This is a genomic window from Roseofilum acuticapitatum BLCC-M154 (genome assembly GCF_030068475.1).
Classification (GTDB): Bacteria; Cyanobacteriota; Cyanobacteriia; order Cyanobacteriales; family Desertifilaceae; genus Roseofilum; species Roseofilum acuticapitatum.
Window position 1 is genome coordinate 60,242 of sequence record NZ_JAQOSP010000104.1, and the last position, 21,579, is coordinate 81,820.

At 48.0% G+C, this 21,579-nt stretch carries 18 protein-coding genes; 10 read left to right on the top strand and 8 right to left on the bottom strand.

The genetic code is table 11. From position 1 onward, the window contains the following. Positions 1 to 4 precede the first annotated feature (4 nt). Both PMG71_RS16130 and PMG71_RS16135 read right to left on the bottom strand, forming a co-directional pair. The gene (locus PMG71_RS16130; RefSeq protein WP_283754730.1) at positions 5 to 934 is read right to left on the bottom strand and encodes a glycerophosphodiester phosphodiesterase family protein; all 930 of its coding nucleotides are present in this window, start codon (positions 932 to 934) and stop codon (positions 5 to 7) included. Positions 935 to 975: 41 nt separating this feature from the next. Then, complete coding sequence (locus PMG71_RS16135; RefSeq protein WP_283754731.1) at positions 976 to 1,887, bottom strand: alpha/beta fold hydrolase; 912 nt, start codon at positions 1,885 to 1,887, stop codon at positions 976 to 978. A gap of 33 nt (positions 1,888 to 1,920) precedes the next feature. Between PMG71_RS16135 and PMG71_RS16140 the strand changes: the two genes are divergently transcribed. Beyond that, positions 1,921 to 2,850 (top strand): DUF4351 domain-containing protein, encoded by a 930-nt coding sequence (locus PMG71_RS16140; RefSeq protein ID WP_347179309.1) that lies wholly within the window; start codon positions 1,921 to 1,923, stop codon positions 2,848 to 2,850. Between the two features lie 64 nt (positions 2,851 to 2,914). Here PMG71_RS16140 and PMG71_RS16145 read toward each other — a convergent pair whose 3' ends face one another. Beyond that, a complete protein-coding gene (locus PMG71_RS16145; RefSeq protein WP_283754733.1) occupies positions 2,915 to 5,647 on the bottom strand; it encodes an efflux RND transporter permease subunit in 2,733 nt (910 codons plus the stop codon). A gap of 80 nt (positions 5,648 to 5,727) precedes the next feature. Next, on the bottom strand, positions 5,728 to 6,054 hold the full coding sequence (locus PMG71_RS16150) for a hypothetical protein (RefSeq protein ID WP_283754734.1): 327 nt from the start codon (positions 6,052 to 6,054) through the stop codon (positions 5,728 to 5,730). A gap of 104 nt (positions 6,055 to 6,158) precedes the next feature. On the opposite strand from PMG71_RS16150, the gene PMG71_RS16155 reads away from it, so the two are divergent. Then, on the top strand, positions 6,159 to 6,884 hold the full coding sequence (locus PMG71_RS16155; protein WP_283754735.1) for a phosphorylase family protein: 726 nt from the start codon (positions 6,159 to 6,161) through the stop codon (positions 6,882 to 6,884). Between the two features lie 46 nt (positions 6,885 to 6,930). Here PMG71_RS16155 and PMG71_RS16160 read toward each other — a convergent pair whose 3' ends face one another. From PMG71_RS16160 to PMG71_RS16170, 3 genes are all read right to left on the bottom strand, one after another. Continuing rightward, positions 6,931 to 8,496: an FAD-dependent oxidoreductase gene (locus tag PMG71_RS16160; RefSeq protein ID WP_283754736.1), complete on the bottom strand. Its 1,566-nt coding sequence runs from the start codon at positions 8,494 to 8,496 to the stop codon at positions 6,931 to 6,933. 29 nt (positions 8,497 to 8,525) lie between these two features. Beyond that, a complete protein-coding gene (locus tag PMG71_RS16165) occupies positions 8,526 to 11,594 on the bottom strand; it encodes a tetratricopeptide repeat protein (RefSeq protein WP_283754737.1) in 3,069 nt (1,022 codons plus the stop codon). 91 nt (positions 11,595 to 11,685) lie between these two features. Continuing rightward, entirely contained in the window at positions 11,686 to 12,495 is an 810-nt protein-coding gene (locus PMG71_RS16170; protein ID WP_283754738.1) for a DUF4384 domain-containing protein, read from the bottom strand. Between the two features lie 363 nt (positions 12,496 to 12,858). Here PMG71_RS16170 and PMG71_RS16175 point away from each other — a divergent pair, with 363 nt between their 5' ends. The 6 genes from PMG71_RS16175 to PMG71_RS16200 all read left to right on the top strand — a co-directional run bounded on the left by PMG71_RS16175 (position 12,859) and on the right by PMG71_RS16200 (position 18,865). Beyond that, the gene (locus PMG71_RS16175) at positions 12,859 to 13,569 is read left to right on the top strand and encodes a TauD/TfdA family dioxygenase (RefSeq protein WP_283754739.1); all 711 of its coding nucleotides are present in this window, start codon (positions 12,859 to 12,861) and stop codon (positions 13,567 to 13,569) included. Positions 13,570 to 13,623: 54 nt separating this feature from the next. After that, positions 13,624 to 13,818, top strand: a complete 195-nt coding sequence (locus PMG71_RS16180) for a hypothetical protein (RefSeq protein ID WP_283754740.1) — start codon at positions 13,624 to 13,626, stop codon at positions 13,816 to 13,818. A gap of 267 nt (positions 13,819 to 14,085) precedes the next feature. Then, positions 14,086 to 15,378 carry a phosphoribosylamine--glycine ligase gene (gene purD, locus PMG71_RS16185; RefSeq protein ID WP_283754741.1) on the top strand — a complete coding sequence of 431 codons (1,293 nt, stop codon included), beginning with the start codon at positions 14,086 to 14,088 and terminating at the stop codon, positions 15,376 to 15,378. Between the two features lie 56 nt (positions 15,379 to 15,434). After that, complete coding sequence (locus tag PMG71_RS16190; protein WP_283754742.1) at positions 15,435 to 17,516, top strand: ATP-binding protein; 2,082 nt, start codon at positions 15,435 to 15,437, stop codon at positions 17,514 to 17,516. A 58-nt stretch (positions 17,517 to 17,574) separates the two neighbouring features. After that, positions 17,575 to 18,102, top strand: coding sequence for an Npun_F5560 family protein (locus PMG71_RS16195; RefSeq protein ID WP_283754743.1), 528 nt, complete (start codon positions 17,575 to 17,577; stop codon positions 18,100 to 18,102). 121 nt (positions 18,103 to 18,223) lie between these two features. Continuing rightward, complete coding sequence (locus tag PMG71_RS16200; RefSeq protein WP_283754744.1) at positions 18,224 to 18,865, top strand: hypothetical protein; 642 nt, start codon at positions 18,224 to 18,226, stop codon at positions 18,863 to 18,865. Here the strand turns inward: PMG71_RS16200 and PMG71_RS16205 are convergent. Beyond that, positions 18,851 to 19,198, bottom strand: a complete 348-nt coding sequence (locus PMG71_RS16205; protein WP_283754745.1) for an STAS domain-containing protein — start codon at positions 19,196 to 19,198, stop codon at positions 18,851 to 18,853. The genes PMG71_RS16200 and PMG71_RS16205 overlap by 15 nt on opposite strands. Before the next feature lie 332 nt (positions 19,199 to 19,530). Here PMG71_RS16205 and PMG71_RS16210 point away from each other — a divergent pair, with 332 nt between their 5' ends. Both PMG71_RS16210 and murA read left to right on the top strand, forming a co-directional pair. Next, positions 19,531 to 20,151 (top strand): DedA family protein, encoded by a 621-nt coding sequence (locus PMG71_RS16210; RefSeq protein ID WP_283754746.1) that lies wholly within the window; start codon positions 19,531 to 19,533, stop codon positions 20,149 to 20,151. Between the two features lie 88 nt (positions 20,152 to 20,239). Then, positions 20,240 to 21,571 carry a UDP-N-acetylglucosamine 1-carboxyvinyltransferase gene (gene murA / locus PMG71_RS16215; protein ID WP_430541018.1) on the top strand — a complete coding sequence of 444 codons (1,332 nt, stop codon included), beginning with the start codon at positions 20,240 to 20,242 and terminating at the stop codon, positions 21,569 to 21,571. The last annotated feature ends 8 nt before the right edge of the window (positions 21,572 to 21,579 follow it).

Genomic DNA, 21,579 nt, shown 5'->3' on the forward strand with positions numbered 1-21,579 from the left:
TTAATTATAGATCGACATCTGGAAAATCGGTAATTAAACCATCAATACCCAAATTCATAAATGCGTACATTTCTTGCTGCCAATCTCCAGAAAAATCGGGTAAAACGAACTGAGATTCACGGCGAAATGTCCAGACATTGACGGTTAAATTCAGATCGTGACATTGCTTCACTAAATCTTGTCTACCGTTTGACCACAATATTTCTTTATGTAATCCCAGACCACTGGCATATTGGGCGATTTTAGTTAATTCGGGAATACTGAGCAACTGTTGATAGGTTACGGGATCTCCTTGAACCATGCGATCGTAGGGTTGATCCTCGGCTTGTGCCATCAGTTGAATAAGACGCAAACCGGTTAAAGAGCGCAAATACTGCAAGCTTTCGATTTCAAAGGATAGAATTAAAATTGGGTCTAGGGAAAATTTATCGCCTTTGTTGTTCAGTAATTCGATTAATCGATCTTCAATGGGTAACCCAATACTGCGAAAATAATGGGAATGTTTAATTTCGATATAGAGAGTGATGGGGCGCTGTAGTTTCTGTTGGCTGACTTCATGCCATTGCAAAACTTCCGACAGGGTTAAAATTGGATATTGGAAATCATAATCGGAGGAGCGAAAACTAAAGGGTTCTTTGGCGCGTAAAGTCTTGATTTCTGCTAGGGTTAAATCTTCCGTAAACCAACCCTCTAGGGTATGCCCATAGATGGTTTTAGTGGTTCGATAATGGGATAACTCCGGATGGCTGATGATATCGGTGCTGTCGCTTAATTCAGAATCATGACGCACCACTAGCTCGCCGTCTTTAGTGGGGACAATATCTAATTCTATCGCCTCCGCACCTTGGGCGTTCGCCAACTCATAAGCTGCGATCGTATGCTCCGGGCGATATCCACTCGCTCCCCGATGGGCAATAATCACCGGTTTTGACATCCTAAAACACTCCCGACATGAAAATTTTTAATTTTTAATTTTTAATTTTTAATTGATCTAATCCACTGTACCAGCGCTTGATTCACCTCTTGCGGTTGTTCATCATAAACACAGTGTCCGGCTGCTTCAATTTCCACCAACTGAGCCAGGGGATTTTGGGCAGCAAGCTCGCGAGCTTTGCGAATTGAAAAAATGGGGTCTTGCTTGCCCCAAACCAGTAAGACAGGCATCTTTAGCCGGGGAAACACCCGCCCCACATGGGGGGTATACTCCCGATTATTTTTCGACAGGAACAGACGACAGAGAACCTCTACTGCTCCGGGATCTTGGGGAGGGGTAGTAAAACTTTCCACTAGCTCCTCATCCACGAGATCCTTATTCACATAAACCGATCGCAACCCTTGACGCACAAAGGGAACCAACAAAGGGGGATAAAACAGGAGACGAAACAGAGGAACCAGTAGAAACTTAGGTGTGAGTAGCCCTTCCAAGGAAGCGAGGTTAGCTTGCACTTCAGACTCAAACAGCTCTTCGCGGGAAGGGGGAATAGTGAACAATACTAATCCTTGTACCATATCTGGATAAGTATCGGCGATCGCCAGCGCCACCGAAGCCCCCAAAGAATGTCCCGCCAAAATCACCGGGCGCTTAATCATCGTCCGCCAAAACTCATACACCTGAGCCATCCATAACGGCGAACCATAGCGCTCTGGAGCCTTTTGCGACATCCCAAACCCCAATAGATCCAGAGCATAAACCGAATGAAACTCACTCAAGGGTTGCAGATTATAGCGCCATTGGGCAAAACTAGAGCCAAACCCATGCAAAAACACAATCGGGATCGCCTCCAAGCGCGATAAACTGCGAATATAGGTATAGCGGATACGCCATCCTCGCCAGATCCAAGTCCGTTGTGCCCCCATCGATTGATGAGTAGATTTAAGATTCATCATCTGGATCATCCTCCCTATTTTCTCCTAACTCTCATGATTGACCACGATCGCCTATTCAAGGAACTCCTCTCAACCTTTTTTCTCGAATTTCTGGAGTTATTCTTCCCTCAAGTCATCCACTATATCGACACACAATCTATAATTTTACTCGACAAAGAAGTATTTACTGATGTCACCGAAGGCGAGAGACATGAAAGCGATTTAATCGCCCAAGTCCAGTTTCGCGGCAAACCCTCTTATTTTCTCATTCATATAGAAGCCCAAGCCAGTGCCCAAAAAGACTTTGAGCGACGAATGTTTGTCTATTTTGCTCGCTTGCATGAAAAATTTTCCTTACCGGTTTATCCCATCGTCCTTTTTTCCTATGATACACCACTCAAAGAAGCCAAAAACCAATATAAAGTTACCTTTCCTGATTTAAATGTTTTAGAATTTAAGTATCAGGTGGTGCAACTCAATCGCTTAAATTGGCGTGATTTTCTTAATCAGCCCAATCCCATCGCTTCTGCTTTGATGGCTAAAATGAGAATTGACCCTCAAGATAGACCCAAAGTCAAGGCCCAATGTTTACGATTATTAACCACATTGAAGCTAGATCCAGCCCGGATGCAGTTAATCTCAGGATTTGTGGATACCTATCTCAAGCTGAATCGCTCAGAAGAGCTAGAATTTGAACAGGAAATTAGTACATTTACCCCATCGGAACAGGAGTCAGGTATGGAAATTATCACCAGTTGGATGGAAAAAGGAATTGAGCGAGGTATTGAGCGAGGCATTGAACAGGGATTTATCCGAGAGAAGGAATTAATTCTGCGTCAAATGAAGCGTAAATTAGGCGAGATTGATTCGGAACTTGAAACTCAAATCAAAGCTCTGGATATTGAGCGAGTAGAAGCTTTGGGAGAAGCTTTACTAGACTTTAATTCGGTTCAGGATTTAACGGACTGGTTCAATCAAATCTAGGGTGAGGATTAAGTCAAGTATACAAATAAAAGGGTGAAGCTTTGCCTAATGCATGAACCTCCCCCTATCTTTTGGTCGTGGCATTCACGATCTTAAAAATTCCTTTCCAGCTATCTTCTAGCAAGGTATATAAAACCGGGACAACAATTAAACTTAATAGAGTAGAAGTGAGCAATCCCCCCATAATTGCCACTGCCATGGGTTGCCGCAATTCTGCCCCTGCACCCAATCCAAGGGCAAGAGGTAGCATTCCCAGTAGGGTCGATCCGGTGGTCATTAAAATGGGTCTGAGGCGCACTTTTCCGGTTTCTAATAAGGCAGTATGGCGGTCAATTCCTTTCTGGCGTAATTGGTTGGCATAGTCCATTAAAAGCAGGGCATTTTTATCTAATAATCCGAGGAGAAAAATCAAACCCAAAAGGGAAATCATGCCAAAATCACTTTGGGTCATTAGTAAGGCTAACATGGCTCCGACAATAGATAAGGGGAGACATAAACCGACAACGATTGGCTCTTGCAGACGACCAAATAAGAGCCAAAGTAGCACGAGCATGGAGAGAACAGAAAAGATTAAGGTTGTACCAAAGCTACCAAAAACTTCGCTACTCGATGCTCCTTCACCACTGATAATGAGGTGGATATTTTCTGGAAGGATGCTATTAGCAACTTGAGTGATTTTATCGCTGATATTGCCGATCGCCGCTCCATCGGTTAAATTAGCACTGAAGAGAATCACCCGCTCTCCCTGGTAGCGATCGATGCGTGTGGGTAGCTCTCCAGATTGATTCACTCCGGTTTCCGTAACCTCTAAATCGGCTAATCCAGGCAGTTGGGCTAACTCCTGCTGAAACTCTTGCCCGACTTGGGTTAGGAGCGCTAAATCCTTTCCCGCTAACATCACTTGCACCGGTTTTTGATCCACAGTATCTACAAATTGGATATCTTCAACGCTGATCGTAACCCTAGGAATTTTCGGGAGGTTATCCCGTAGGAATTGCTGCATTTCTACAGTCGTTAACTGGCGATCGCCTTTAAGTATCACCCGCATCTGTCCCTTATTGGCTTCTCCCCGTAATCCCATAATCGTATAGACTTTTTCCACATCAGGAAGACTTAAAACCCCCTCTTCTAACGCTTCGGCAACATTACGAGACTTGCGTAAAAGGATACTTTCAGGAGACTTAGCCAGATTCGCTAACCAACCAAACGATCCTTGATTTTCAGGGGTTTCCGTGGCAGGAGGAGCGCTAAATTTAGGCAATTCCGAGGTATAGACAATGTTAAACTCGCCGCGATCGAGTTGGGGGATAAAACCTTTGGGGATAAAGGGAATCAGGGCAATCCCGGCGATGAAACTTAACAGAGCAATTCCCATGACAATCCATCGGTGATGTAAACACCATTCCAGCAGGGAACCATAGGCGCTAGAAACCCCATATCTTAGCACTGGCTTTTGTTTTAAGGTTTTTTGCCGTTTGAGCCAATCCACGGCTAAAATTGGCGTGAGGGTACGAGCAACGAGCAAAGAGGCGATCGCGGCGGCAGAAATGGTTAAGCCAAAGGGTTTGAAAAATTGTCCTACTGTGCCACCCATAAAGGCAACGGGGAGAAAAACGGCGACAATGGTAAGGGTAGAAGCAGACACGGTTAAGCCAATTTCATTCGTGGCGGCGATCGCCGCTTTTAAGGGAGATTTCCCTAACTCCACATGGCGGATGATATTTTCGACTTCCACAATGGCATCATCCACAATAATGCCAATCACCAAGGCTAACGCCAACAGAGTAATGGTTTCCAAATTAAACCCATAGCTCGCCATCACCATAAACGTGGCTAATAGAGACATGGGAATCGCTAAAGCAGCGATCAGGGTTGCAGGGATATTCCAGAGAAAAACAAAAATTACCAATACGGCTAAGGCGATCGCCAAAAACAAAGCATCAATCGTTGATTGCGTGGCTTCTTCAATATATTCAGCATCCGTATCCGCTAAAACTAACTGTAAATCCTGATGATTCTCCTGTAACTGAGCAACTTCATTTTCAATCCGATCTACCACATCCAACGTATTGGCATCACTCCGTTTGACGACACTCAAAGCTAGGGCATTTTCCCCATTAAACCTCACTAAGGTAGGCGGATGTTGGGTAGCCAAAACCTCGTCTAACTGGGAATCTGGCGAGGTTTCCCGGTTGCGATCTAAGCCATCTCCCAATAGATCCACCCGTAACACCCCCTCAACAGCCGATAATTGGGGCACAAAAGAAGATACAGCAATTTCACGTAACTCTGGCAAGGAAAGTGTCTCGCTGATGATGGCATAACTGATCGCGCTCGACTCATTCAAATTCAGAGCAATGACCTCAAATTCGGTATCCTGGGGTAGAGATACCTGATTTAAGTTGGCTTCTAATTGGGGGGCGATCGCCTCCAAATTCACCCCCACTTCAAAAATGCCATTGACTACCGTTTGTCCCGGATAGACTAAAGAGCGGCTATGGTTTAATCCGGGTAGATCCCCAAGCTCTTGTTCTATGGGTTCAGTCAGTTGAGATTCTACCTCTAAGGCAGTAGACAAAGGTGCAGAAGCATGAACCACCACCACCGGAAAGGTAATATCGGGAAAGAGGGCATATTTGAGGGAACTAAAGGCTAAAATCCCCGCCACCACTGTAGCGATCCAAAATCCTAGCGTGATTCTGGGGGAGGCGATCGCCCAACGGGAAATATTTAACCTCTGCCGCCATTTCTGGTGGCGCTGCATCCCTTTCGGCGATTTTCCTTTCCCTGAACTCATAGCCAACCTTGCCCTAAGCTATCGATAAAAAATCCCCAAGAGCTGGGGACAATAAACCTAAAAAAATAGACTCATGGATCTTAAATTAACTTAGCCGCGCATTCTTGACCAATTTCAGTAAATTCGGAGGGATCTTCTCCTTTTGCCTCAGCTTCACGAATGATTCTCTGATAGTCAGCATAAGGAAACTGAGCTTGAAACTCAGTTAGCACACATTGACATAAGGGTTCGACGAAATCTGCCGGTAAAAATGTCTCCACTTTTGTGCTGCAATTGTCGAGAATTTCATTCACCGCTTTTTCGGGATAACGATTCGGGGTAGACTGCGCTCTAGCTAGGGGAGTTACCAATATCCCTAAATATCCCAGGCTCATCAGGGTTGATAACCCTATTTTCCATGCATCCATGATTGTTATTGTCCTTGAATTCTCAATCGATTAGAATAACTGGGCAGTAAAGAAGTTTCGGGTACTCAATAAGTTCCCCAGGGTTTCACCTGAGAAGAATTGACTTGGATCAGATCGACATCTCCTTACCCAATGTGATTTTAGTCCCTCAAGGGGCTGAATATCACGCGGTTCGTCGAGGTATAGCTTCTTTGTCATTATCCTCTAGGTTGCCTCTGGTGTATCCCATTCCTATGGGAGGGGAAGCGGTTACGGGGTACTTGCAACAGTGGATCGGAGAAATTTTACCCGATCGTGTTAGCGATGGGGAGCATTATCGCCCCAAAGTTCTGGTATTGGGATTAGCCGGAAGTTTGTCCCCTGACTATCCACTGGGCGATCGCGTGGTCTATCAACAGTGTTATCATCTCGGAGAGACTCTAGAGTGCGATCGCTCCTTAACCGAGTTTCTCCGGCTTCGACTAACCCCCCATACCCCAGCGATCAGAGCCTTAACCAGCACTTCTATTATTACTCAAGCCAGTGAAAAAAAACACCTTGGTCAAACCTATGGCGCTTCTGCTGTGGATATGGAAGGCTTTGCGATCTTAAAAACCTTACAAAGCCTAGATATTCCGGTGGGGATGGTACGGATTATTGGCGATCGCCATAATCAAGATCTACCCAATCTCAATGCTACTCTGAACCCTCAAGGGCAACTCGATCCCCTTTCCCTCACCCTAGAGCTGCTCAAACATCCCCTCAAAGCCATGAATCTGATTCAGGGATCGCTGCGAGCATTACCGATTCTCTCTCAAATAGCGATCGAACTTTATGATGTACAGCCTTAAAGGCTCAAAGCCATGTACCACAACCCTATTCCCTATTCCCTATTCCCTAGCGCGAAGCGCTATAATCCCGTCCTGAGCCATAATGCCAACCCTCTCGCCAACGGTGATAAGTGTAGCGTTGCTCTGGAGAAAGGAATTTTAGAGCAGGTTCTAAGGAATTACCGATGACATCCAATAGGGTATAAGCCGCTAAATTCTGATAATGGATCATCCAGTTAATCAGAGTAAGCAAGCCTACTTGAGGAATAATTTTCAGCACAGAAAGGGGTTGTTGAATCCAGGTTTTAAGTAAGGTTTCAGTTAAGCCGGGAAACTGTACCACATCTTGCAAAAAGGGACGTAAAACATCATCGCCTGCTTCTTCCATAATGGCAAAAACGCCCCGGAGCAAGTCATTGGGAGGCACGAGAAAGTCTTTGCTTTCCATTTTTAAACTCATGGAGCGTTGGAAGAGCCAAGTAACGGATAAACTGGGTTGATAGGGTTGGAGTAGAGATAATTGTTTTTGTTTGAGATGATCTAGGGTTAAGGCTTCTTCAATGCCCAAGGTTAAGCGCTTTAAGTGGCGGATCATGGCTCCAAAACCGCCAAAACTGAGGGGAGACTGACTACCACTACTATCACCGATGGGTAAGATGCGATCGAAGGGCAGTTTTAGGGGACTATTTTGATAACAGGGAAAGAAGCCGAAGAGGGCGCGTTGAAACGTGAGTTGATCGAGGGAAATGTTTTGGTATTCGGGGAGTAAGCGCAAGTATTCTTCATAGAAAAATTCTAGGCTAAACCGATCGCGATGGGCATCTAAGTAAGTGAATAAATAGGTAGTGCGCCCATCTTTGGCAGGAAAAGCTTCCCAGAAATATTGACAGTGATGTATGGGGGGAGTGAAGGAGACAAACAGATCTCCGGTATCATTTTGGGGATAGCCTTGAGCGACGCTACCAACGACTAAACAGACGGCATCGGGTTTTGCTCCTGCTCGTGCTTGTTGACTGATGGGGGAAAAGTGCCCCATGGCATCGAGGAGTAAGCGAGCATTAATGTTTTGATTTCCTGCTTTGATGATAATGCGATCGCCGTAAATCGTCGCTCCTGCAAACGGCGTTTGCTCTAACAGGGTTCCTCCTGCTGCCAAAAAACGCTGCTTGAGACACTCCAACAGAAACACCGGATCGATGCCAATATTGAGGATATCCTTAACCCAAATATCCCGGCTACCGGGAAAACTAATCCGGGCTGGGTTATACTCAGTGGCGATCGCCTCCTCTAACTCCTCCTCAGTCAAAACCCCCAACTCCACCAACACCCCCAACTCCCGACGGGAAATATTCCACTCCTGCACCCTACCCCGCAGAATTCCCCGCTCTATCACCGTCACCCCAATGCCGCGCAACTGCAACGCACAGCCCATCATAATCCCCAGAGTCCCCCCACAGATCGCCACATCCGTATCTAAAGGTTCATCTCCCGAAATCCCGCGATCGGCTACCCGAATCACTTCCGAAACCGGTATACTTGACGAGCGCACACTTGACCAGAGTTGATCCGCCTTTCGCAACCCTCCCAGCACATCCCCCGGTAATGGGGATAAAATTTCCTCAGTCTTACTCATAACCCATCCATCAGTCAACCTCTCCATTGTTAATGATTAATTGCCAATTGCCCAATATCCCCCTGACATACCCACGCACCCCAGTAATACGGATGGGAGAGGGGGCGATCTTCATCTGCATAATTACCTCTTATCTCTTGTAAAATAGACTGCCCTAAATCCGACTGGCGCAACTCCCCAGCCGTCACCGTGCAGACATCAGACTGAGCATGGGCAAGGGCGGCAGCGCGTCCCAGACCTTCCTCTAGGTGGTGGAATAAGCGTTCCATTAGATACGCCGTAGCTAGGGCGGGAACTGACCACAGGCTCATGATTAGGGTTTTTGACCCGGCGACGACAAACGCCCGCCGTAAGCCAAACACGCCCTCGCCAGAAGCCACCTCACCGAGTCCGGTTTGGCAGGCAATCAGGGCGCTCAGTTCATTACCCCACAGGTCTAAAGCAGCGATGTCCTGAGCCAACAGCACCCCCTTCATCCCCTCTGGGAGCGGCTTACCCTGGTTCCAGATATTCGCTCCCGCCAGGGCAACCCCCGCCCGGTACATGGCATCCTCCGCCGCTTCCGAGTCTAGGCGGCTGGGAGGATGGGCATTGAGGTAGGCTTGGATGTTGGGGGTTAGAGCGCGGAGGCGTTGGGTAAATTCGGGATAATTATTATCTTGGCAATATTGGATAACTTGCTCGACCTCTTCTAATAGGTGCGGGTTCATTAAGTCAGAATGTTGCTCAAAGAGTTGGGTTTCCTGTTCGGGGTTAGCCACAAGTAACGCTAGAACAAACTCAACATAAGGCTTTTGTCCCGTGCGGGCGAAGCCGTGGGTGGCAATGGCGAGGATGCGGGGACAGTCCCCATGGGTGAGATGGGTGGAGACGGCTTCCTTATCCAGATAGGCTTGTGTTCCCAGCCGTTCAGCCACCTGGCGACCAAAGATATCCGTTCCCACGGCACGACCAAACCCGGAGAGGGTGGTTAGGGTTGCCTCTAAGCCAGCTTGGGCAATGCCTTGGTTTTGTTCATCGGGTGCGGGATGGGACTTTTCACCGTCCCAGTTGTAGTCAGGGTCAGCCAGAATCGTTGCCGGACACACATTCAGCTTACGCTTCGGTAACTGGCGCGGCAGCAGGTCGCGTCCTGAACTCAGGTAACTCATACTATATATATGGGCCAGATAACCCTGGGATGGCTTCCCCTCCTCCCCCCCGTCATTGCGAGCAGAACGCAGTGGAGCAAAGCAATCTCCAGCCCCCATGACAGACTCCTCTCCCCCGTCATTGCGAGTGGAACGCAGTGGAGCGAAGCAATCTCCAACCCCCCTCTCCCGTGGGAGAGGGGCTGGGGGAGAGGGCATCGGCAAAATCTGAAACGGCAGCAAATTCAACGCCCCATCCGGAGCCAGGAACCAGTGGGAAACCCCAGCCAACGCCTCAATCAACGGTTGGCAGAGAACCCGATAGACTTGCTCTTGCGTCTGCGACTGTTCCTTAGCTTTCTCCTCCCGCTTTTTCTTCTCCTCCCGCTCCTTCTGCGCTTTCTGCTCTTCAAACTCTGGTGTACGACGCGCCAGGTTATCCCCTGAGCCGGTAAAATAGCCGCGAAATTGGGTAATCAACCCGTCCAAGGCTTCCGCTTCTCCTAAATCAATTAACCGCACCTGCTCCGGTTGGTGCGCCATCACCGTAAACGCCAGATAGCGCTCCTCTTGCCACTGTTGCTCAGACTCACCAAAATCATTACGACGGAAGCGAACAAACTCCACCAGCGCCGAACCTTCCGGCAGTTGGTCGGCAACCACTTGCCGGTTAATCGTGTCTTGGTTCAGTTGCAGCTCTGGCACTTCCTTGGCCAGTTGTTTTTCCAGGCTTTCCGCTTCAGTTTGCAGGTCTTTGACGCGCTGGCGATGCTCCTGGCGCTGTTTTCGGTCAACCTCTGGGTCAATCTGGGGAGGGGGTGGGCTATACGTCGCTTCCCGCAGTTCCTCCAGAGCGTCTTGCCACTGACGGAACAGAGCCATCACCGTTTCTCCATAGCGTCCCCCATGGATAACCGCACTCTGGGCCGCCAAAGCTGCCGTGGTCAGGGATTTGCGGCGCAATACGGCATCGAGGGCAGCCCCCACCGCTTCCGGGTCATCGGCTAGAGACTGGGACACCAGGCTGAGGAATAAATCATAGGTTATCCGGTTGGATTGCAGATATTCCCGGCGCTCCCGGTCAGAATGGGTGCTGAAGATATAGCGCAGTCGGTTTTGTTCGCACTTCAGAGAAGCTTGGAATTGCTGCAACGCTTCCCTGTATCTGCCTTGAGACTGGTACAACAGAGCCAGGTTGTTCAGGTGGGTGGTAAGTTGGGGATGGTTATCGGGTAGGGCGATGGGGGCGATCGCTAATGCTTCTTGGTACAGGGGTTCGGCTTCCGTGTATCTGCCTTGAGACTTGTACAACCCTGCCAGGTTGTTCAGGTGGGTGGCAAGTTGGGGATGGTGTTCGGGTAGGGCGATGCGGTCGATGGCTAATGCTTCTTGGAACAGGGGTTCGGCATCGGTGTATCTGCCTTGAGACTGGTACAACAGAGCCAGGTTGTTCAGGTGGGTGGCAAGTTGGGGATGGTTTTCGGGTAGGGCGATGCGGACTATGGCTATTACTTGTTGGAACAGGGGTTCGGCATCGGTGTATCTGCCTTGAGACTGGTACAACGCTGCCAGGTTGTTCAGACTCGTGGCTACGTTTTCATGCTCATTCCCCCACCGCTCCCGCGCCAGTTCGATCGCCCTCTCTCCCAGGGGAATAGCGGCTGCATATTGTCCCTGTTGGTACAGTTGCACCACTTGCTGGTTTACGGTTTCCCAACTCTCGGCATTATCAGAGCCTCCCATTTCTCGTATTGCGGGTTCCAGGTGTTGGGCAAACTCTTCTAACCACTTGGCGTTCTTCTCCTGTCCCTGACTGCGAAGATATTGGCTATAAGCTGCCATTACCGACAAGAACCCCGCATCGAGCAGTTCAACATTGGCTTCCAGAATCTCCAGTTCCTCACCATTCGGACAGGTGAGCAGTTTTGCAATCAGTTCCGCGTATTGTGCGATTCGTTGTTCGTCCATAGCAATTCACCATTAATAATGATTTGTCTGATCCCCTTGGGGGGCCCAGAAACCCGGTTTCTTCAAGAAACCGGGTTTCTTAGCGCCTAGGCTAATACACCTCATATTCCGTATACAATAACCGTCCCTTCCTCCCCTCGCTCACATAGTCCAACACCTCCTGCAACTGCACCGGTTGCAACTCCAACGCCTCAGCGCGACTTTGCTCCAACCACCTAAACCGAGGAGCATCCGGAGTCAACAGCGCCAACCACCGCTCCTTACCCACCTCCGTTGCTGCAAATGTGGGATAGGGGGCTTCCTTTTGGGGAAACTCATGCACCCCTACCGTAAGCAGACTCTGCCGTGCATACTCCGAAGGACACAAACACACCACCGTCCCATTCGGTTCCCGCTCCAATAGGGTTAAATGAGTCGATTCTGCTACCGTCATCTCCAACTTCAACTCGCTGCCCATTTTCACCCGCTCCACATAACACTTAGACGATGCACGACGCGCCCCCAAGTGACTCATTTCCACCAGTTCACGCACTTCCAGAAATCCCATCTGCTGGGTCAGTTGCGCTTTCTGCCTGAGCATTTCCCATAACCAGGGTTCATACTTGGTCTGCTCTAACCATTCGCGCACCTTCAACCAGAGCTTTTTACCATTCTCTTGATAATCAAACCCCCAGTTTTGCAGAGGTTCACGAATCTCTCTCCACCAAATGTTTTTTCGTGCATCGTCGCCATTTATCGAATCCGGCAGCGCCGCCGTTAACTCACACCACTGCTTCTTTAAGTTGGCTTTAGATACCCGCGTCTTAAACACCTCAACTGCAACGGGAGAAAGGTTCAGTGACTTAGCAATACTCTCCAAAAACAGTCCTTCATAGCGCTCTGGAATCTCAATGGGTTGCATCACTTTAACTCCTAAATGTTCCATTTTGCTCTTAAAAACATTAATCAACTTATATTTACCATAGCAAAAAAAATTTTAATCCATCCTCTTTACCGTAAGTAAGAGACATTTTGAGACATCAGTAGACATCGGGAGTCAATCTGAGTCAATCTGAGTCAAAAAAAAACAAAAAAAACACTTAAGACATCAAGATATATACCCTTTAATTTTAGAGACAAAGCAAGTCATTAAACCCTTGATTTTCTTACCCAAAACTCGCTATAACAAAAACATAGGCAGCCAGTTCTAAGAACCCGCTTCCTCAACAAAAAACCTTAAGCCGAAACCTCGACTTAAGGCCACACACTAATTTTCAACACCATTATGTTATCACTCGAATCCAATGGCATCAACGCCATCGGTCAAAATCTGCATCAAAACGGTTGGGTCTTCCTTTCCCATGTCCACCCAGACATCTGGCAAACCGTGGCAAAACAGATCGCGAAATGCCAACCCATGACCCAAGAAAACGGTCAAACAATCTATGATGTTAAAGCGAATTCCAGCAAACAAAACCGGTCAGATTCCCAAAGCCAAAACCCCCTCCGTCCCCATACCGACGGCAGCGATTTATTGGTTCCTCCCAATTATTTAGCCCTGTATTGCCTAAAACCTGACCAGTTTGGCGGTGGCTATACTACCCTGGCAGACGGACAGGAATTGCTCAGACATCTAACCGAGACCGACCAACAAAAGATGCTCTCTAATCCCTATCCATTTTTCTCTAAAGATGGCAAACAACAAATCCTCCGTCCTATCCTCTCTCTGAATCAGAATCAACCCCTATTTCGGTTTTCTTACAATACCCTAGTTTACGGCACGCCTTCCCCAGAGATGACCCAAACTACACCCTCAGTGAGGGATTCTTGGTTACTTGATATCTGTCATAAAATTGTCAATTGGTTTGACAACAACCATGAATCAATTCGCATCCCCCAAAATGGTTTATTAATTTTCAATAATCATCGGATGCTCCATTCTCGCACTGCTTACTGGGATGCAGAACGCCATCTGCAACGGCTGTGGTTAATCTAAACTCTCTAGTCTCAATTTTGTCTAGTTTCTCTCATTGTTCACGAGGTTAAAATCATGTCTAAATCCTTGATTGCTTTCGTTTCCGGTGTCACTCAATCCGTCGCCAATAGCGCCATTGATAACGCTTACGATGAAGAATATCAAATCGAAGTCGAAGAACACCCCGATGAAAGTCCTTCCGTCCATGCATGGCACGCTGCTGGTCGTTTAGTCGGTGATACGGTTCGCTTTCTGTTCACCGGTTCTTAATCTCTCATAGGGTTTAATCCCCTCATGTTCCGAGAAGCCGGGTTTCTTGGAGAAACCTGGCTTCTGGTTTGTGTAGATGGTAAACTCTGGGGAGACACAGAAGGGGGGCGGGTTTACAAAATGGGCTGGTGAGAATTCTAGTTATGGGTAAAACCCGCCCCTACCAATCCATTGTTTCGGCTGTCGCCGACATGAACATTGTTAATTGCCATAAGTTTCCGATCGCATACTACAATCAGACAGGTAAGTGTGATGGAATAACCGAACGTGAAGATCATTGTCATTGGTAGTGGAGGGCGAGAACATGCGATCGCCAAAACCCTTCTGCAATCTTCCCAAGTGCAGCATGTTATCTGTATCCCCGGCAATGGGGGAACGGCACGGTTAAAGCGCTGCGAAAATCTGCCCCTCAACATTGACCAAGTTGACCAGTTTGAGGCGATCGCCGAATATGCTAAAACCCATGCCATCGATCTGATTATCATTGGCCCAGAAGCACCCCTCGCCCTCGGTATCACCGATGTTCTACAACGCCACAACTTAACCGTATTTGGCCCAAGCCAAGCGGGAGCGCAAATAGAAGCCAGCAAAGCCTGGGCGAAAGCCCTCATGAGCGAGGCATCCATTCCTACGGCTGCCTGTGCCGTATTTACAGATGAACCGGCTGCCCGCGCCTATGTCCAGAGCGGAAAAATCCCCATCGTCATTAAAGCCGATGGTCTAGCTTCTGGGAAAGGGGTGACCGTGGCCATGACCTTAGCAGAAGCAGAAGAAGCCCTATCCGAGGCCTTTTCCGGTAAATTTGGCGCAGCCGGTCAAACCGTAGTGATTGAAGAATATCTGACCGGTCAAGAAGCCTCTATTTTAGCCCTCACCGACGGCGAAACTATCCGACCCCTGATCAGCGCCCAAGACCACAAACGCATTGGTGAAGGGGACACAGGGCCCAATACCGGAGGCATGGGAGCCTATGCTCCAGCGCCCCTAGTGACCCCAGAATTAAGCGATCGTATTAACCAAGAAATTCTCATCCCCACCATAAAAACCCTGAAAAAACGGGGCATTACCTACCGGGGTGTGTTGTATGCTGGCCTGATGATTACCCCAGAGGGCGATCCGAAAGTGATCGAATTTAACTGTCGGTTTGGCGATCCAGAAATTCAAGCCATTCTCCCCCTGTTGGAAACCCCCCTAGAAACTCTCCTTTTAGCCACCGCTAAAGGAGAATTAGCCCAACAAGAGATAACCTGGAAACCGGGAGCCTGTGCTTGTGTGGTGGCAGCCTCTGAAGGCTATCCCGGTGACTTTGCTAAAGGGTTTCCCATCACCGGTATAGAGTTGGCCGAAGCTCAAGGGGCGATCGTGTTTGAAGCGGGAACTAGCCTAAAAGATAATCATCCCGTCACCAGTGGGGGGCGCGTTTTGGGCGTAACTGCGGTGGGAGCAACCCACGATCTGGCCTTTGAAAAAGTCTATCAGGCGATCGCCTCCATTCACTTCCAGGGCATCTACACCCGTCGAGACATCGGCCATCGGGTGCGGCAAAAACCCAAGGAGTAACCCATAATAGAAAGAATCTAAAAAACTGTAGGTCTTCAGCGCAATGCATCGGTATCATGGTGGCTTTACTGAAAAATCTTAAAGGAGCGATCGCCCATTGGTGGTCAGAATTCACTCTGCAAACCCGACTCATGGCAGCAGCTACCCTAGCGGTATCCCTGATCATGAGCAGTCTCACCTTCTGGGCCGTCAACACCATTCAACTCGATGCTCGCCTCCATGATACCCGCTTTGGTCAAGACCTGGGACTCCTGCTGGCCTCCAACGTCACGCCCCTGGTAGCCGAAAATAACCTCACGGAAGTCGCCCGATTTTCCCAGCGCTTCTATAACAGTACCTCCAATATCCGTTATCTGCTCTACGCCGACCGAGAAGGTAAACTCTTTTTCGGTCTTCCCTTCTGGGACTCCGAAGTACAAACCTCCCTCAGTATCGAACGGCGCATTCAGCTCCCAGAGAATTACATGACTTCCTCCCAAGCTCCCCTGGTGCGCCAACATCAAACCCCCGATGGAGAAGTCACGGATGTCTTCGTTCCCCTGATCCATGAAAACAAATATCTTGGCGTATTGGCGATCGGCATTAATCCTAATCCTACCGTCGTCACCTCCTCCAATTTAACCCGCGATGTAACCCTAGCTGTTTTCGTCTCCATTTGGTCAATGGTCATTTTAGGGGGAGTCTTCAATGCTCTCGCCATTACTCAACCCATTAAAGAACTCTTATCTGGAGTAAAAAGTATCGCTTCGGGTAATTTTAAGCAGCGCATTGATTTACCCTTGAGCGGAGAATTGGGTGAACTCATTTGTAGCTTTAATGAAATGGCGGAACGGTTAGAGAGCTATGAAGAACAAAATATTGAAGAATTAACTGCCGAAAAAGCCAAACTAGAAACGCTGGTTTCCACCATTGCTGATGGCGCAATGTTGTTAGATACCGAACTGAATATTATCTTAGTCAATCCCAATGCTCGCCGCATGTTTGATTGGGAAGGAGAACCCGTAGTCGGTAAAAATGTTTTACGCTATGTACCACCCCCCATACAAGTCAAACTCACTCGTCCCCTTTATGAAATTATTCAAGGCAAATTTTCCCCGGCTGATGGAGCGTCTGTCCATGAATTTCGGATCACTTTAAGTGAACCGGTTAAACGCACCGTAAGAATTCTTTTAACCACGGTTTTATCCCATCGCGCCACAGGAGAGGGCGCTTTATGTCAAGACTGCCTACATGATGAGAATAATACTTGTGTAGTTCCCGAACGTCCCCTAGCCCAAGAATGCGTCTTATATGAGCATCATATTAAACCCAATTTAGAGAATGGGAATATTGGCAACTTGAAAGGGATTGCGATGACGGTTCAAGATATCACCCGCGAGGTGGAACTGAATGAAGCGAAAAGCCAATTTATTAGCAATGTATCCCATGAACTGAGAACTCCTTTATTTAATATTAAAGGGTTTATTGAAACCCTCTATGAGTATGGGGAAGAACTGAGTGAAGTTGAGCGGCGCGATTTTCTGGAAACCGCAAATCATGAAACCGATCGCCTCACACGCTTGGTTAATGATGTATTAGATCTATCTCGACTAGAATCTAGCCGCACTTATCACTTGGATGCGGTATATGTGGGACAACTGATTGAGCAAACCCTCCGCACCTATCAACTGAATGCCAAAGATAAGGGAATTGAACTGCGCCAAGAGATTGAAACGGATTTACCGAAAATTTGGGGCCATTACGATCTCCTCCTACAAGTCCTCACCAATTTAGTGGGAAATTCCCTCAAATTTACCGAATCGAAAGGTAAAGTAATGATTCGGGCCTATTGTCCTCCGAGCAATAAGAAGGTCGTCCGCATCGAAGTGGCTGATACGGGAATTGGGATCGATCCAGAAGACCAAGCGGCTATTTTTGACCGCTTCTATCGGGTGGAAAACCGAGTGCATACCTTAGAAGGAACGGGACTGGGATTATCTATTGTCCGCAATATTATTGATAAACATAATAGTTGTGTACAATTGGTCAGTGAAGTGGGAGTGGGGACGACCTTTTGGTTCGATCTAGCGTTGTATGAGGAAGCCCTAGATTCTGAACCGGTCAATTCCTTGGAACCTGTCTATAGCAAACCTAAATGAGTTATGTAATAATGGCTGCCCCTCATCCCCATTCCCTATTATCCAAAGGAGACCTAAAATGACCCATGCTTCTGACTCGGAGAGCCTTCAGGAATTTCAAGCGGAAATGACGCGCTTGCGGGAAGAGTTAACTTTAAGAGACCAATTGGTACAACAGTTGTCTCAAGAGCTGTTTCGGTTAGTGAAAGGGAATGCCTCTTTTATCCCAGCTCAAACTCAGTCAGGCGATCAAATGGAAAATATGCGATCGCTCCAAGAGCAATTGCAAAAGGTGGAGGAGCAGGTACAGTTCTATCAAGAACAAATCGAAGAGCGCGATCGCGAAATCTATCAACTGCGTCAGTCCGTGCAAGAATTAAGCGATCGCTCCGGAATGCTCGAACAAGTGGTACAAGAACTTCCCCATCTCTATCGGCAAAAGTTTGCCGAACGCATGGAACCCATCCGGGAAAAGGTCGCTATGCTCCAACGGGAAAACCGCCAACTGCACGCTGAATTGCAAAGCGTCAGCTATCGATTAGCCATGAGAACCCGCAACCCGTCGCGCATCGATTTACCCGATTTTCCCATCACTAATATCAATTAAAAATTAAAAATTAAAAATTAAAAATTTGATCTACAGCGCTTCGCGCTTTAATGAGGTACACTCTCATTACTTATTACTCATTACTCATTACTTAACAGCGCGAAGCGCTGTAACCGATCGCATGTCCCATTCCTCTGTGCAGATTGTTGTCGAGTCCGATCGCGATCGCTCGGCTCCTTTGCCTGTAAAATTATTACAAATAATTAACAGTATTTCCCCTGATCTGAATACCTCTATTCAATCTCTTAATACGCTTAACCCTTCAGATAACGGGCTTTTCTGTCCTTTGACCTTCAACATTCCTGATTCTCTTCCTTTTCAGGGTCAAAAAGCTTACCAAAACTGCCGATCGCTAGACCCCCTACGGCAAACCGTGACCACTTGGGGATACCCTACCGGCGAAGGAAACTATTGGCTACCCATTATTCTGACGGCCAAAGGGCCGGTCTATGGTGAAGCCATTGAAAACAGGAACTCCAACTATCATCAACCTCTACATTTAGGCGATCGCAGCCGTCAAACCCTCTACCAATTGAGTTATCAACTGTTGCGCCATATCCAAGCTATTCCTAGCGTTTATTTGCTTCAGTTTGGGGGAATATCCGATCCCTGGTTCGATCGCCTAATTCCCTTTCCCGATACCCCAGTCTTAGCCAGTTTAGGGGTTCAGGAACCAGACTTACTCACCAGTTACTGGTATTGCCAAATCGGAACCCCCCTGATTGACCTACAAATTAAAGCCATTTCCTCAAGCAGCCCTTAATTGATTGGGCTGATACCTCTCTACCACCTCTTCATAGGAAGAATAAACTTCAAAGACTCCCTCTAATCTGGCAATATCCAAAATGAGCTTGACCTGTCCAGGAATATGACACAGAACTAGACGACAACCCTGCTGACGAGCCGTTTTAAGTCCAGAAACGAGCTTACCGAGTCCGGCACTATCCATGAAATCGACTCTAGCCAAATCTAAACAAAGGACAGAAGTCCCAGAAGCCATCTCCTCAATCTGGCGAGCAATTTTTTCCCCACCCTGGCGATCGAAACGCCCTTGAGGGTGAAGAACCGCAAACTGACCCATTACTCTATTTGTCATTGTAGTTATCCTTTTGATAAGTCCCTAGGAGGTGAAAATCGTTGACCCATCCAAGATCTAAAGCCAAAAGAGTCCGGCAAGACGACCGAACTCTAGCTTAAGCAATCTTACTCTAGCGATCGCTCCTTTAGACCTTCTTAATATAAGCGTGAAAATTGAGAATTGTCAGCCCCAAAAACTACACTTTTTTAGAACTTCACTCCCTCGGTCAAACTTTCCCGAAGCCTCGATCCCCAGTGGAGATTGACAGTACCCGGATTCCGCGCCAAGATCAGAGAAAGCTCAATCTAGCAACGTAACAAATACGTTCCCTTCTCCCCCAACTGGTTTGCATGTCCTTAGAATTTCTCTCCCTCGATACGATTCAATCCCTAGCCAGTCAATACGGATACTGGACGATCTTTCTCGGCATTATGCTCGAAAATACTGGACTCCCCCTACCGGGTGAAACGATTACCCTGGTGGGTGGATTTCTAGCCGGTAGCGGCGAAATGGTCTATTGGCGAGTCCTCACCAGTGCGATCGCCGGAGCCGTCATTGGTGATAGTTGTGGATATTGGATCGGTAGAACCGGAGGATGGCCCCTACTGCTCAAAGTGGGTCAATTCTTTCGGGTGGCTGAACATCAACTTGAAAATGCTAAAACCCAATTTCAGCAAAATGCCGCTCGTGCGGTCTTTCTTGGTCGTTTCGTCGCCCTGCTGCGGATCTTTGCTGGCCCGATCGCCGGTATTGTAGAAATGCCCTATCCTAAATTTCTTCTCTGTAATGTGGCCGGAGCCAGTCTTTGGGCGAGTGTTATGGTCAGCCTTTCCTTTTTTGTCGGCCGCGTCATTGCCCTGGAACAACTGATCGCTTGGGTGGGGCAATTTGCCATCCTTGCTCTAGTTCTCCTCATCGCTTGGATCGTTGTTCCCCTATGGTTAGAAGCCCGTGCTTCCCAAAACTCATGAGCGATCCGGAGATTGGATTAGCGTCTTAGAAAACTTTCCGGTACAATCAAAACCAACTTCGCAACTCATGAGAAGAATTACTTAAATTTTGGAGGATAGAGCTATTAATACCGTAATCTCAACTAATGTCACGAAAGAAGTGGCACAAAGTCCTTCTATGCTTCAGATTGAAGGGAAATCTCGTTTAAGCGGTCAAGTGCAGATCAGTGGGGCGAAAAATTCGGCCTTAGCGATTCTAGCAGGGGTGATACTTTGCTCCCAAACTTGCCGATTACGCAATGTGCCTAATTTGGTTGATGTGACGCGCATGGGGCAAATTTTGCAATCCTTGGGGATTAAGCTGGAGCGCCACGGGGATACCCTAGAATTGGATGCCACCCATATTAGTCAAGGGCAAGCTCCTTATGAAGTGGTGAGCCAACTGCGAGCCAGTTTCTTTATTATTGGCCCCTTGCTCGCCCGTTTGGGTACGGCCCAAGTGCCCTTACCCGGTGGCTGTGCCATCGGCGCTCGTCCTGTAGACCTGCATGTGCGGGGACTGCAAGCGATGGGGGCCCATGTGCAAATTGAACATGGAGTGGTTCAAGCCTATGCTCCCCAGGGTAAACTCAAAGGAGCCAAAATCTATCTGGATTATCCCAGTGTAGGAGCTACGGAAACCCTGATGATGGCGGCTACTTTGGCTGAGGGCGAAACTTGCATCGAAAATGCCGCCCAAGAACCGGAAGTGATCGATTTAGCTAACTTCTGCCGTTCTATGGGCGCTCGGATTAAGGGAGCGGGGACAAAAACCATTTGGATTGAAGGGGTATCCCAACTCCACAGTACCGACTATGAAGTGATTCCCGATCGCATTGAAGCAGGTACTTTCCTGGTGGCAGCCGCCATTACCCAGTCTGAATTGCTGCTCAATAATGTGATTGCTTCTCACTTGATCCCGGCGATCGCTAAGTTAGAGGAAACCGGAGCTAAAGTGATTAAAGAAGGGGAGAGACAATTACGCCTGATTCCGGCTGAACGCATTGTAGCCACGGATATCGAAACTCTGCCCTATCCCGGTTTTCCTACGGATATGCAAGCCCAGTTTATGGCATTGCTGACGATTGCTGAAGGCAACAGCATGGTGACTGAAACGGTGTTTGAAAATCGCCTGCGCCATGTGGCTGAATTGCAGCGCATGGGAGCCAATATCCGCGTCAAGGGTAATATTGCCATTGTCAAAGGGGTTCCCCTATTGTCGGGTGCGCCGGTACTCGCCACGGATTTACGAGCTTCTGCGGCTTTAGTTTTGGCCGGATTAGCGGCTGAAGGCACGACCATTATTCAAGATCTACAGCATCTAGACCGGGGCTATGAACAGCTTGAAGTTAAGTTGCAACAACTAGGGGCCCGCTTAACGCGCATTGAAAAAGCTTCTTAATGATCTCT

What these genes read in the sequence shown, in the direction of transcription:
- PMG71_RS16175 (WP_283754739.1), top strand. Translation starts at nt 12,859, where the DNA reads ATGTTATCACTCGAATCCAATGGCATCAACGCCATCGGTCAAAATCTG.
- PMG71_RS16205 (WP_283754745.1), bottom strand. Translation starts at nt 19,198, where the DNA reads ATGACAAATAGAGTAATGGGTCAGTTTGCGGTTCTTCACCCTCAAGGG.
- PMG71_RS16195 (WP_283754743.1), top strand. Translation starts at nt 17,575, where the DNA reads ATGACCCATGCTTCTGACTCGGAGAGCCTTCAGGAATTTCAAGCGGAA.
- PMG71_RS16140 (WP_347179309.1), top strand. Translation starts at nt 1,921, where the DNA reads ATGATTGACCACGATCGCCTATTCAAGGAACTCCTCTCAACCTTTTTT.
- PMG71_RS16180 (WP_283754740.1), top strand. Translation starts at nt 13,624, where the DNA reads ATGTCTAAATCCTTGATTGCTTTCGTTTCCGGTGTCACTCAATCCGTC.
- PMG71_RS16150 (WP_283754734.1), bottom strand. Translation starts at nt 6,054, where the DNA reads ATGGATGCATGGAAAATAGGGTTATCAACCCTGATGAGCCTGGGATAT.
- PMG71_RS16200 (WP_283754744.1), top strand. Translation starts at nt 18,224, where the DNA reads ATGTCCCATTCCTCTGTGCAGATTGTTGTCGAGTCCGATCGCGATCGC.
- PMG71_RS16210 (WP_283754746.1), top strand. Translation starts at nt 19,531, where the DNA reads ATGTCCTTAGAATTTCTCTCCCTCGATACGATTCAATCCCTAGCCAGT.
- PMG71_RS16145 (WP_283754733.1), bottom strand. Translation starts at nt 5,647, where the DNA reads ATGAGTTCAGGGAAAGGAAAATCGCCGAAAGGGATGCAGCGCCACCAG.
- PMG71_RS16135 (WP_283754731.1), bottom strand. Translation starts at nt 1,887, where the DNA reads ATGATGAATCTTAAATCTACTCATCAATCGATGGGGGCACAACGGACT.
- PMG71_RS16160 (WP_283754736.1), bottom strand. Translation starts at nt 8,496, where the DNA reads ATGAGTAAGACTGAGGAAATTTTATCCCCATTACCGGGGGATGTGCTG.
- PMG71_RS16130 (WP_283754730.1), bottom strand. Translation starts at nt 934, where the DNA reads ATGTCAAAACCGGTGATTATTGCCCATCGGGGAGCGAGTGGATATCGC.
- PMG71_RS16170 (WP_283754738.1), bottom strand. Translation starts at nt 12,495, where the DNA reads ATGCAACCCATTGAGATTCCAGAGCGCTATGAAGGACTGTTTTTGGAG.
- PMG71_RS16190 (WP_283754742.1), top strand. Translation starts at nt 15,435, where the DNA reads ATGGTGGCTTTACTGAAAAATCTTAAAGGAGCGATCGCCCATTGGTGG.
- PMG71_RS16165 (WP_283754737.1), bottom strand. Translation starts at nt 11,594, where the DNA reads ATGGACGAACAACGAATCGCACAATACGCGGAACTGATTGCAAAACTG.